We start from the raw sequence: 13172 nt of genomic DNA, 5'->3' as shown, positions 1-13172 counted from the left end.
CCTCGCTTAGCTGCAATTAGGCTTTTTCGACCTGACATAGTGACACTTTGGTTTCTTGCATTTGTGTCACAGGGTCATAGCCGTATGTCAGTACTGTGTTTGCAGATTCGCCTACAACATAAGGCTTAGTGCTGTCTCCGCCAGACTCTGGGTACACTAATTCTTCACCGTGCATGACACCGGCAAAGTGATATGGCATCCAAGTTACACCCGGTTTAACACGGTTAGTGACCATAGCCTTAATGAAGATGTAACCGCCTTCAGCGCCTTCAACACGTACATTGTCACCATCGCGAATGCCACGATCAGTTGCATCTGCTGGGTTAATTTCAATGAACATTTCTTGTTGCAGTTCAGCAAGCCAAGGGTTAGAACGAGATTCTTCACCACCACCTTCGTACTCAACTAAACGACCAGAAGACACTATTAATGGGTACTTCTTATCTAAGTTGTCACTGATAACCTTGTCTTGTAATGTCTTATACAAAGTCGGTAGACGATGAACTTGCATGTCGTCGTGAGTTGGGTATTTAGCAATTAAATCACGACGCGGCGTGTATAACGGCTCACGGTGCATCGGGATCTCATCAGGGAAAGTCCACACACGACAACGTGCTTTGGCATTACCATAAGGGATCATGTTGTGAGCCAGTGCCACACGTACGATACCGCCGCCTAAGTCTGTCGCCCAAGTGCGGTTTTCAGCTAAGGCTTTCTCTTCTGCGCTTAGCTCGTCCCACCAACCAAGCTGTTTAAGCATGACGTCGTCAAATTGTGGGTAACCGTCTTGAATTTCTGCCCCAACAGAGGCTGAATCTTCAGCAAGAATGCTCTCGCCTTCAAATTCCACACCAAAGCGAGCACGGAAGTTACCACCACCTTGATTAACGTTACGGTCAGTACGGTAAAGGATTTGTGTACCTGGATGCTTCTGCTCTGGAGTGCCCCAACAAGGCCAAGGTAAACCGTAGGTTTCGCCTTTATTCACACCACCTGGTGCTTCTAATGTTTCCGGAGAGAAATCACCCCAGTTCATGGTGTGAGCTTTAATACGCTCAGGGCTCCAACCTGTGTAGCCGATTGAACGCATACCTTTAGCGTATTCACGCATGATGTCATCAGGGCTTGGCATATTGCCTTCCACCTTGATGTGCTTAGTTAAGGTATCGGCGATACCGACTTTAGCCGCTAAGCGATACATAATCTCTAAGTCGTTTTTAGACTCAAATACAGGCTCAACCACTTGTTGACGCCATTGAGCCGAACGCCCAGAGTTGTTCACCGAGCCTTCACACTCAAACTGAGTTGCCGCCGGTAAAATGTACACACCCTCTTGACGACGGTGCATGACAGCCGCCATTGTTGGATAAGGGTCAACAACCACGATCGTTTCTAACTTATCTAACGCATCACGAACTTCCATCTGACGAGTTTCAGTGTTGACTGATTGCCCCCAGAAGAAAGCTAAACGCACGTTATCTTTTTGCGCTAATTTTTCTTTGTCTTCTAATACACCGTCGTGCCAACGTGAACATGGAATACCTGGTGTGGTCATAGGATCACGACCTAAGTAAGGTGTTGCATCGAAACGACCTTTAACTTGATCAAATGGTAAATCCCATACCCGCGCCCAGTGTTCCCAAGCGCCGGTGGTCACACCGTAGTAACCAGGCAAGTTGTCAAATAACAAGCCCATGTCGGTTGCACCTTGAACGTTGTCATGGCCACGGAAAATGTTAGTACCGCCACCTTGTACGCCCATGTTACCTAACACTAGCTGAAGGATTGAATAGATGCGCGTGTTGCCGTTACCAACGTGGTGCTGAGTACCACCCATACACCAAATTACAGTACCAGGACGGTGATGTGCCATGTGCTTCGCTGCTGCATAAACGGCTTCACGAGAGACACCGGTAACGTTTTCAACTTCTTCAGGAGTCCAACGCTTGGCTTCTTCGCGGATCTTATCCATGCCCCAAGCGCGTGTGCGGATGAAGTCTTTGTCTTCCCAGCCATTTTCAAAAATGTGCCACATTAAGCCATACACTAATGGAATATCAGTACCTGGGCGTAATGGTAAATGCACATCTGCATGAGCCATAGTGCGAGAGAAACGAGGATCTGCAACGGTAATCGTTGCGCCACGCTCTTTGGCAGTCAAAATGTGCTGCATTGCAACAGGGTGAGCTTCAGCAGGGTTTGCACCAATGATAAAAATGTTTTTCGCGTTGCGAATATCATTGAATGAGTTAGTTTGCGCACCATAACCCCAAGTGTTAGCAACACCGGCTACAGTGGTAGAATGACAAATACGAGCAGAGTGGTCGACGTTGTTTGTGCCCCACATTGCGGCAAGTTTACGGTATAAGTAAGCGCCCTCGTTAGAGAACTTAGCGCTCCCCATAAAGTAAACTGAATCTGGGCCAGATGTTTGCTTAATATCTAACATCTTGTCACCAATTTCATTGATGGCATCATCCCAAGATAAACGCTTCCACTTTCCGCCTTCCAGCTTCATTGGATATTTCACACGCTTATGAGAGTGAGTGTGATAACGTAAAGATGCACCTTTAGCACAGTGCCCACCTTGGTTAAATGGATGGTCGAATGCTGGCTCTTGTCCAGTCCATACACCATTTTGTACTTCAGCGTAGATACCACAACCTACAGCACAATGAGAGCAAATAGTACGTTTTACTTCTGTTGGTGCGGCATGAGGAATATCTTTAGCCTCGGCTTTACGCATCATACCAGTGCCAAGCATAGAAGCTGCTGCAATACCACCAGTAGCCACACTCATGTGTTTCATAAATTGACGACGGTTAATGCCAAGCTTAGCGGTTTCGGTTTGTGGCACCGTGGTTGACTTGCGAGTTAATTTCATCGCTGTAATTCTCCTAAACTAGCCGCGTAAACTATCGTAGTAACTACGAATATGGGCTGTTTCTTGATAACCATTAGTGTTGGATTTAACGGCACTTTGCTCGGTTGCATGAGCAACCTTGATGCCAGTTGCTGCAATGGCGACACTTGCAGTTCCGCCAATGGTTAAGGCTTTCAGCAGAGATCTGCGATTCAGATCAGCTTGTTGCTTACTCATTTAATCTCCCATTGAAAGTATTCACTTTCAGGTATGCGTATGCACCTAATGGTGCTAACAAATGGTGTTGTAAAAACCAGATAACGTGCATATTTGCTCGTTATGGCAATTTCGCGGGCATATTAGGGATTTAGTTATACTGATTTATTGATCTAAACCATTATTTGGGGGTTCATCATGGTATTAAAACTAAAAAACGACCTAGATCACACTTTGCAAGTGCATGAAAATAAATGGGTAAATACATGGATACAAGAATGTTAACCCATATTGGTGGGTATGTTGTTGAATTGCTACCTTAGCGTGTAATCACTACAAACTTAATTACATGATACTGCTAATAGAGCAATACAAAACGCAGATATAAAAACACCCCGTAGCGTTAAACTACAGGGTGTTTATTTTGTATACGCAGTACTAACGCTTAAGTTAACTCTTGTATTTTATTGAGCCATTAGCTTTGATTTCGTCATACCATACATTGTGATGCTGGATGGCCCAGTTTTCATCACAATAGCCAGAAACCATCGACTCCATACCACCTTCACTCAGTACCGTTGCCATCCAAATATGCACAATAGTAAATGCAATTAAAATAGCAGCACTAATGCCGTGTACGAGTAACGCTGCAATTGAGGCTTCACGTGGTAGATCAAGTGTCGGTAACACTAACATTAATCCAGAAATGCTGATAAATAGACCAAAGATAACTAAAGTCCAAAACCACATTTTCTCACCCGCATTAGCAAAACCACTATCAGGATGTTTGCCTTTGAACGGGCCAAAATTAATATAGCCACCCACCACTAAAAACCATTTTAAGTCATACATCTTAAAGGTTTGTAATGGCATCCATTTGATGATGCATATAAGCCAAGACACAATAAAAATAGGCCCTGACCAATCATGAACAAATTTGCTAACAGCAATAATACTTGCCCATAAACCATCACCCACATAAGGGGCAATAAAATGGCGTCCAAGCATAATAAATATGCCCGTTAACATTAAGGTTAAACAAGAAATTGCCATAACCCAATGTAACTTAATGTCGGCCTTGGTCCAACGTTCTAACATCTTGCCAGAAAAACCATGAGCTAGTTTTGCCGGGCCATTAACCAAGTAAAAGAATAAAAACGCACCAAATACACCAAACACAGCAACCACGATTGCCGGTTTGATATATACATTACGAATTTCTTTGCCTTCATTACCCGCTTTATTGATTAACACATTAGCTTCTATTGCTTTGTCAGTACTGTAACCTGACTCACCGGCCTTCACAGCTCGCCAAAGATCGGCATCACTGGTACTAGCTGCTTGTTGCTTGCTAGATTGATCATCCGCAGCATAGGCTGTCGGCATAATCAAGCCGATACCAATGATCAGCGCTAACAAAGCAAACATCATCCGCAGTGATTTGTTTAACGATGTGTTTAACATTGTCACTCCTCATTGGGCTGCAAAACTCGCAGCCCATACTTTGGGTTTAGATCATCTCACCTGTTTTTGGGTTGTAACCCCAAATAACATTTGGATTACCACGCTGTGCCATACGCTGACGATAAATGTCAGATACCACACCAGCATCACCCGCAAGAAGTGCTTTAGTTGCACACAGTTCAGCACACATAGGTAGCTTGCCTTCAGCAATACGGTTTGCACCGTACTTTTGACGCTCTGCATCAGAATGTGCTTCTTCTGGGCCACCAGCACAGAAGGTACACTTATCCATTTTCCCGCGACTTCCAAAAGCAGTCTTTTTAGGGAACTGTGGTGCGCCAAATGGACAAGCATAGAAGCAGTAGCCACAACCGATACAAGTATCTTTGTCATGAAGCACAATGCCATCTTCAGTACGGTAGAAACAATCTGCCGGACAAACTGCCATACAAGGTGCATCAGTACAGTGCATACATGCGACTGAAATAGATGCCTCACCAGGCTGACCATCTTTAATTGTCACCACTCGGCGACGTTGAATACCCCACTCTAAAGCAGAGTCGTTTTCGTTCTTACATGCTGTGACGCAACCGTTACACTCGATGCAGCGTTTGGTGTCACACAAAAATTTCATGACTGCCATAATGGCTTATCTCCTCATCAAGTTAGGCTTTGCTGATCTGACACAAAGAGGCTTTCGTCTCTTGCATCTGAGTCACAACATCATAACCGTAGGTCAATACTGTGTTTGCTGATTCACCCACCACATAAGGCACTGTGCCTTCTGGATAGTTCTTCGCCAAACTTTCACCTTCAAACACACCCGCAAAGTGGTAAGGCATAAAACACTCACCAGCAATAACACGTGGTGTCACCATTGCTTTTACGGTAATTTTTGCGCCTTCAGGACTATGTACAAACACATTATCACCATCACGAATACCGCGATCAGCTGCATCAGCAGGGTTCATTTCGATGAACATTTCTTGCTGTAATTCAGCAAGCCATGGGTTTGAACGTGTTTCTTCACCGCCACCTTCATATTCAACCAAACGACCAGAAGTTAATGCTAATGGATGGTCCTTAGCAAAATCTTTGTCTTGGATTGATTTATACAAAGTAGGAAGACGCGCAACCATACGGTCATCATAAGTTGGGTACTTAGATACTAAGTCACGACGAGGTGTGTATAGTGGCTCACGATGTAATGGAATATCATCAGGGAAGTTCCATACAATACAACGCGCTTTTGCGTTACCGTAAGGGATACAACCATGCTTGATAGCCACACGTTGAATACCACCAGAAATATCTGTCTTCCAGTTTTTGCCTTCAGCATGCACTTTCTCTTCAGCGGTTAAATCGTCCCACCAGCCAAGTTGTTTCAGCATGTCAGCAGTAAACTCTGGGTAACCATCTTTGATTTCGCTTCCCTTAGAGAAAGAACCTTCAGCAAGAATGTTATTACCATTATGTTCAACACCATAACGAGCACGGAAGTTACCACCACCGTCTTTCACTTCACGACCAGTACGGTAAAGAATTTGAGTACCAGGGTGTTTCATCTCTGGAGTACCCCAACATGGCCAAGGTAAACCATAGGTTTCACCTTTAGCTGGGCCACCAGGCGCTTCAAGCGAATCAACATCGAAAGTACCCCAGTTTTGTTGGTGCATTTTCAAACGTTCTGGGCTTTGGCCTGTGTAACCAATCGTCCACATACCTTTGTTAAATTCACGGGTAATGTCTTCAACATTTGGCTCGTCGTTATTGACTGCTATGTGCTTACATAATTGATCAGCAACGCCCCACTTTTTAGCCAATTTATACATGATCACGTGATCAGGTAATGACTCAAATAATGGTTCAATAACTTGGTCACGCCACTGAAGTGAGCGGTTTGACGCTGACACCGAACCGTAGGTTTCAAACTGAGTTGCCGCAGGTAACAGATAAACACCATCTGTACGTTGATGCATTACACCCGCCATCGTTGGGAATGGATCCACAACCACAACGGTATCCATTTTGTTCAATGCTTCACGCACTTCACGACCACGAGTTTCAGTGTTAACCGATTGTCCCCAGAAGAACGCTAAACGAATATTGTCTTTTTGCGCAATCTTGGTTTTATCTTCTAACACGCCATCATGCCAACGCGAACAAGGAATACCTGCAGAGGTCTGTGGTGACTGACCTAAATATTCACCTTGGTCAAAACGCTGCTTGATCCAGCTTGGTTCTAGATCCCACACATTAGCCCAGTGATCCCATGCACCAGAAGTTAAACCGTAATAGCCTGGTAAGTTATCAAATAACAAGCCAAAGTCAGTCGCGCCCTGTACGTTATCATGACCACGGAAAATGTTGGTTCCGCCACCTTCAACGCCCATATTGCCGAGTGCTAACTGTAAAATACAGTATGCACGAGTATTGGCATTACCTACGTGATGCTGAGTACCACCCATACACCAAACGATGGTGCCTGGCTTAGTTTCCGCCATCATTTTAGCAACGCGGTACATTTGTGCTTTCGGCACACCGACAACATGTTCCACTTCTTCAGGGGTATACTTTTTCACTTCTTCTTGAATACGTTCCATGCCGTATACACGCTGCGAGATGAAGCTTTCATCTTGCCAACCGTTTTCAAAGATGTGCCATAACAAACCATAAATAAATGGAATATCAGTACCAGGACGAATATGAACATACTCATCAGACTTAGCTGCTGTACGAGTAAAACGAGGATCGACAACAATGATTTTTGCGCCACGCTCTTTACCAATTAAAATGTGCTGCATCGCAACAGGATGAGCTTCACATGGGTTAGAGCCGATAAACATCATGCATTTTGAGTTGCGGATATCGTTAAACGAGTTAGTTTGCGCACCGTAGCCCCAAGTGTTTGCAACACCGGCTACCGTGGTAGAGTGACAAATACGAGCTGAGTGGTCGACGTTATTCGTGCCCCACATCGCTGCAAATTTGCGATAAAGATAAGCTTGCTCGTTTGAAAATTTCGCACTACCCATGAAGTAGATAGAATCTGGACCTGACTCACCACGAATATCGAGGGCTTTTTGGCCAACTTCTTCAATAGCTTGATCCCAAGATAAACGCTTCCACTTTCCGCCTTCCAGCTTCATTGGGTATTTTAAACGTTTTTCACCATGACCATGCTCACGTAGTGCAGCACCTTTGGCACAATGTCCACCTTGGTTAAATGGATGGTCGAACGCTGGTTCTTGTCCAGTCCACACACCATTTTGTACTTCAGCGTAAATACCACAACCCACAGAACAGTGAGAACAAATGGTACGCTTAACTTCAGTTGGCGCGTTATGAGGTACATCTTTGGCTTCTGCTTTACGCATCATGCCTGCACCTAACATAGACGCTGCTGCAATTCCGCCTGTCGCCAAACTGGCAGACTTGAGGAACTGACGGCGGTTTAGGCCTAGACCTGGCTTTTCAGCCTTGGCGACCGTATCAGATTTACGGGTTAATCGCATTTCACCCTCTCCTATTGGTTATTTACTTAACGAAGCATAGTAATTACGAATATGCTCTGTTTCACGATAGTTATTGCTCGACGTTTCAGTCGTTGCTTTGGGGGATGCCGCTAATGCAGGGGCACTCACACTTGCAACAGCACCAGCCGCACTACCTAAAGCCAAGGCTTTAAGCATTTGACGGCGACCCATGTCGGAAGCTTGCTTCTTCATAGTTTCTCCTTCTTTTTATCTATAAAAGATAAGGTTTAATGCCTTAGTGATTTAAGGCATTTATGATTAAACAGTGACATAGACTAAGTATAGCCATATGCCACCAGATCATTAGTTTATTTGCACCGCTTGGTTTTCAGCCGGTTCAAGCTCTTCACTGCCGGGGCAGTTAACCGGAATATCTAAACTAAGCTGCTCAAATTCATTCGCTTCAGCAGTAAAAAATGCCTGCGCTAATTGCGCCACTGGTAAATAAAACACTGCGCTTGGTGCTTTGGCCAAGCTTTCACAAAAACGGTTTATCCAAGAACCAATATGACGCTGATAAAATGCCAGTTGACGATAACCAGGCGCTTCTAAAATCAATATCGCCATGATTTCACATAAAGCAGCCACATGATCTTCAGGTTCTTTAACGTTTTCTTCTCGCTCAAAGCCGAGTTGCATTAAGTCATTACGTAAAAGCGCCAGCGGCTTATCCATCAATGAACCTGTCATAAACCAACTACCATAAGGCAATATTTCACCACGGCCTACGCCTAAGAAAATAGTAAAATACTCGTTTTCCAAGCTTTCAACATCGCTAGTAGCAGCTGCGTTTTTTAAAGCAATCCATGCTTGGCTCATTGGGTTACTCTCATCGGCTTCAACGTCTAAATTTGCTAAAAACTGTAATAACTCTTGATTCGGATGACGACGTAACAATGCCGCCAAAAGCTGATAAATATCGGCTCTTAATTGATCGTTTTCGCTGATTTCTCTTGTTGTTTCGGTCATAGCGGATCTCTTATCGCAATTGCTTTTCTGGATCTTGAAGAATGTCTTCAAACATATCTTTTACGCGGCAGTCACCGCACATTTTCAAGCGTTCAATATTGGCACTAAAGGCGCTGTGAGCACCCACCATATCAACCATTTTGCGTACCATAGATTGGGTAGCAAAAGCGCTGCCACACCGAATACATTCAAACGGTGCCTCTTCTTTTAGGGTGCTGGTGGCTTGACGACTTTGCTGGTCAAAATTTATTTGTGGAACAAGACTAATGACTTTTTCAGGGCATGAGCTTTCACATAAACCACATTGCACGCAATCTTGCTCAACAAATTTAAGTGCTGGAGTTTCACCGCCATCCTTTAAAGCCTGAGTTGGACAAGTTGAGACACATGACATACATAAAGTACATTTTTCAACATCCACTTTAACCTGACCGTAAGGCACATTAGCAATGGCAACTGCAGAAGAAATAGCACCCGCTTGGCTGTTTAAATGATCAATCGCTTGGTAAAGAATATTGCGTTTTGGGTTAGTGGCCGTGGCAATCTCAAGCTTAATAGGCACAATCATTGGCCAAGTAACACTGATAGCAAGAGGCTGATCTAAATTATCTAAATCCGCTGCAGTAATAACACGTAAACGCTGTGGTTGGCCCATTTCATCTAAAATACGATTTGCCAGTGATAGCTCACCCTGCAGCATTTGAGTTAAGGTTGGTGCTATTGCATCGGTATTTAAAATAAGTACTTCACGTGCACCATGAGCCAATGCCGCTAACCAGTGATCAATACTGGCAACGGTTATTTCTTCCATTGCTACCGGTAATACATCTCCTGGTAAATCATCAGTGACAAGTTCACTACCTAACATGTTGTCATGAAATAATATCACGGGTGCGACTTGGGCCTCTGCACGATAGCGACTAATGAGTTTTTCAAGATAACTATGCAGTGATTTTGGTGTTGGTAAGTCGTAGCTAATCGCACCTGTAGGGCATAAATTAGTACAACTACCTGCGCCGTGACAAAGGTAAGGATCGATTTCAATTTTTTGTTCAATGCTGCTAATGGCATCGGCGGGGCAGAAATTTAAACAGCGGTTACAACCATTAACACCATTGCGATTATGAGCACAAATGTCACTGGTGACTTTGACATAGCGCGGCTTGTCAAACTCACCAATTAACTCTGGAATTTGCTCTAAAGCATCGGCGAGCTTAGCCGCATCTTGACCAACATAGAAATAACCTGCTGGGAGCATTTCAAGATTAATACAAGGAGAAGAGCTTAAATCAAGAATGATATCGAAGTGGGCTTGACGAATTGCCACTTTACTTAGCTCAGCAACGCCGCCAGCATCGGCATCAACACTGACTTGGAATTGACCTAAAAAGCCTTTAATACCCTTTAATTTGTTATAAAAGCTCTCAACACCTTCTGCGGCGCTCATCACTTTTTCGAGATGGGATTCATCTTGGCTAGTAATTGATTCATTGGCCAAAATAACCCGGCTGGCCATACTATCAAGTTGGTCAGCAGCAAGACGGGCCAAGTCTTCTGGGCCAATAACTAAGACATGGCCTTTTGTGGTATAGCTGACTGTTGGCGGGATCAAATTCTGCAGAATTTGGGTACTCGCCATCACTTGTTGCCGAGCTTGCTTTAGCTCTGGCTGGGATTGTCTCATACTCATTGCGTTCCTAAGCGTTTATGTTTTGGCGGTCTATGCCGCCTGCAATAATTCGCGTTTTAGATTTACAGCGATAAATTAATAACAAAATCAGCTAACTGGTACCGAGTTAGGGGTAACAACATGAGGTGATTGCTCATCATGCAACTCGCTCATTTCAGTTAACGTTTTGTCTACTTCGACTTTATTAGTGGCGTCTATGTCACCACTGCCCACTTCATCAGCCGGTTGCAGTTCATCTGACTGTTCGGCTAAGGCAGATTGTGAAGCTTCATCGATTTCTTCACTTGACGCTTCATCTACTAATTCGTCTGATTTTTCTTGTTTTTCAATTACATGTTTAAATACTTTCTTCGCCAACTCGGCTGAGACTTCAGCTGATAACTTTGGCTGATTTGAATAATCTAAAGCGTATTCTAATAATCCATCAATATGGTTATATTGAGGTTGCTTCCATAGCGCACGTAATGCAGCGGTTTTTGCTGCAGGGTCAACGTTTGCGCCCATGAAACTTGCAAAACTACCACCAATTTCGATTGACTCTGGATCAGGTAAATCTTCAGCAGTAAGTACTTTAGGCTCAGCCTCAGGTAATGCATCATGGATCACATTGGCATTATCTGAATTAGAAAGGTCCTTTTTATTATCAGCAACTGACTCCGGCAAACTTGCAGCCAGCTCACTTTGCTCAGCCTCTTTAGCAACCTCTTCCCGACGTTGCGTCCAACGGCTTAAAAAACCACTCATTACCTAACCTCTTTATGCATATGATTAGTACTTGGGCCTTCATTTTTGCGGCGATTAACATGCTTACGACGATGAGCGCTAATTTCAACTTCACCATGACGAGTAATGAACGCCTCAATCCAACATGCAATCGCTTTTGGCATTAAGGTATTTAACACAGGCGTATCAGATTCTAAGCAACCGGCACCGACATTTTGGTCAGCTGAAATCATCGCTGGAACCCATGTTCCATCAACTAATTCATCACAAACGATATACAGCATGGCATTGTCCATATCGACATTAATCCGATAACTGGCACGCTCATCTCGATGCAATTCAAGTAAAACAAGTTTAGCCCCTTCAGGAGCCGGCTGAGTCGCTGGAACCATTTGATCAAGTTCCCAGCAGTGTGATGACCAGCGACCAACTTGCTTGGTCACTTTTTTTAATGACACGTACATGGGCCAAACACTTTCGGTATGTTGCATGTATTCACTTACCTTTTAATACTTGATGACTTTTTATGCAATTACGATTAAGCCTTATTGCATCCGTCGTTTCTGCAATAAAGTAGAGCAATTTTAATGCCAACATATTAACGAATAGATTTATGAGCCAGATCGCAAAAGCAACTCAACATCGGGACATTTTGTCCAAGCTGTAATTTAAAATAGGACAGAAATACACGTTTGGATAAGTTGGTAATACAAAACTTGCGCTAGATCACGCAATATCAAACATATCCATGTCCAAAACATAAAAGTTGATATTCTTGGATGAATTCGCTTTTATAGCTGGTTGCTTTGATTTTGCTTTTACAAATCAAAACGGCCACAAAACTCACAAGGTAAACCTTGCTTATGACCCACAGTTCAGCGCAACCCAATACACAGATAAAATTTGTGAGAACTCAAGCAGAAGTCCCATTGACCTTACCCGTTATCGCCTATAACGAGCAAGGTGAAGCGCTTGATAAGTTTGTTGCCTGTGAGCGCCCTTTAACGGTGTATTTAAATTGGCAACCCATTGTGACCTTGATGACCTTAGGTGCAAAACCTGAGTCATTAACCTTAGGTTATTTGAAAAATCAGGGCTTTGTTACTGACATCACGCTACTTGAATCAGTAATTGTTGATTGGGAGGTTAATTCAGCTGCAGTGATCACCAAAGAAATTACTGACGATATAGCCGAGAAGATGTCTGAAAAAACAGTCACCTCTGGTTGTGGACAAGGCACTGTTTATGGCAGCTTTTTGCAAGGCTTAGATGAAATTCAGTTGCCCACTCCTTCACTGAAGCAGTCGGTTATCTACAGCCTACTTAAAAATATTAATGCTTATAATGATACTTATAAAAATGCAGGTGCGGTTCATGGATGTGGCATTTGTCAAAATGATCAAATACTTGCATTTGTGGAAGATGTAGGACGTCATAACGCAGTCGATACTTTAGCCGGTGATATGTGGATGGAGCAGCAGTCTGGTGGAGATAAAATTTTCTACACGACTGGGCGGTTAACCTCTGAGATGGTGATAAAAGTCGCCAAAATGGGCATTCCGGTATTACTGTCTCGTAGTGGGGTCACGCAAATGGGCTTAGAGCTTGCTCAACAGCTCGGAATAACCTTGATTGCTCGAGCTAAAGGGCGACATTTTTTAGTTTACCACGGTGTTGAAAACATCGAATTTGATGCTAAATAGACACTTTT

The 13172-nt window shown here is 43.7% G+C and carries 11 protein-coding genes; 1 reads left to right on the top strand and 10 read right to left on the bottom strand.

Features of this window, described 5'->3' with window-relative positions; all coding sequences use genetic code 11:
- Positions 1 to 16: 16 nt before the first annotated feature.
- From HBH39_RS00315 to HBH39_RS00270, 10 genes are all read right to left on the bottom strand, one after another.
- The gene (locus tag HBH39_RS00315) at positions 17 to 2884 is read right to left on the bottom strand and encodes a formate dehydrogenase subunit alpha (RefSeq protein WP_167674573.1); all 2868 of its coding nucleotides are present in this window, start codon (positions 2882 to 2884) and stop codon (positions 17 to 19) included.
- A gap of 18 nt (positions 2885 to 2902) precedes the next feature.
- A complete protein-coding gene (locus HBH39_RS00310; RefSeq protein ID WP_167674572.1) occupies positions 2903 to 3100 on the bottom strand; it encodes a twin-arginine translocation signal domain-containing protein in 198 nt (65 codons plus the stop codon).
- 429 nt (positions 3101 to 3529) lie between these two features.
- Positions 3530 to 4543: a formate dehydrogenase subunit gamma gene (locus tag HBH39_RS00305; RefSeq protein ID WP_167674571.1), complete on the bottom strand. Its 1014-nt coding sequence runs from the start codon at positions 4541 to 4543 to the stop codon at positions 3530 to 3532.
- A gap of 46 nt (positions 4544 to 4589) precedes the next feature.
- Positions 4590 to 5186, bottom strand: coding sequence for a formate dehydrogenase FDH3 subunit beta (fdh3B, locus tag HBH39_RS00300; protein WP_167674570.1), 597 nt, complete (start codon positions 5184 to 5186; stop codon positions 4590 to 4592).
- A gap of 22 nt (positions 5187 to 5208) precedes the next feature.
- Positions 5209 to 8058 carry a formate dehydrogenase subunit alpha gene (locus HBH39_RS00295; protein WP_167674569.1) on the bottom strand — a complete coding sequence of 950 codons (2850 nt, stop codon included), beginning with the start codon at positions 8056 to 8058 and terminating at the stop codon, positions 5209 to 5211.
- Between the two features lie 18 nt (positions 8059 to 8076).
- Positions 8077 to 8271, bottom strand: coding sequence for a formate dehydrogenase (locus tag HBH39_RS00290; RefSeq protein WP_167674568.1), 195 nt, complete (start codon positions 8269 to 8271; stop codon positions 8077 to 8079).
- Positions 8272 to 8382: 111 nt separating this feature from the next.
- Entirely contained in the window at positions 8383 to 9048 is a 666-nt protein-coding gene (locus tag HBH39_RS00285; protein WP_167674567.1) for a TorD/DmsD family molecular chaperone, read from the bottom strand.
- 10 nt (positions 9049 to 9058) lie between these two features.
- Entirely contained in the window at positions 9059 to 10738 is a 1680-nt protein-coding gene (locus HBH39_RS00280; protein WP_167674566.1) for a 4Fe-4S binding protein, read from the bottom strand.
- An 87-nt stretch (positions 10739 to 10825) separates the two neighbouring features.
- Positions 10826 to 11482: a DUF3306 domain-containing protein gene (locus HBH39_RS00275; RefSeq protein ID WP_167674565.1), complete on the bottom strand. Its 657-nt coding sequence runs from the start codon at positions 11480 to 11482 to the stop codon at positions 10826 to 10828.
- The gene (locus tag HBH39_RS00270; RefSeq protein WP_167674564.1) at positions 11482 to 11952 is read right to left on the bottom strand and encodes a DUF3305 domain-containing protein; all 471 of its coding nucleotides are present in this window, start codon (positions 11950 to 11952) and stop codon (positions 11482 to 11484) included. Before HBH39_RS00270 ends, HBH39_RS00275 begins: the two co-directional genes overlap by 1 nt.
- Positions 11953 to 12324: 372 nt before the next feature.
- Here HBH39_RS00270 and HBH39_RS00265 point away from each other — a divergent pair, with 372 nt between their 5' ends.
- Positions 12325 to 13164: a formate dehydrogenase accessory sulfurtransferase FdhD gene (locus HBH39_RS00265; protein WP_167674563.1), complete on the top strand. Its 840-nt coding sequence runs from the start codon at positions 12325 to 12327 to the stop codon at positions 13162 to 13164.
- The last annotated feature ends 8 nt before the right edge of the window (positions 13165 to 13172 follow it).

The organism is Shewanella aestuarii, from assembly GCF_011765625.1.
In the GTDB taxonomy this organism is placed as follows: domain Bacteria; phylum Pseudomonadota; class Gammaproteobacteria; order Enterobacterales; family Shewanellaceae; genus Shewanella; species Shewanella aestuarii_A.
The sequence above is the reverse complement of the archived record's forward strand: the minus strand, read 5'-3'. Positions and strand labels throughout refer to the sequence as shown.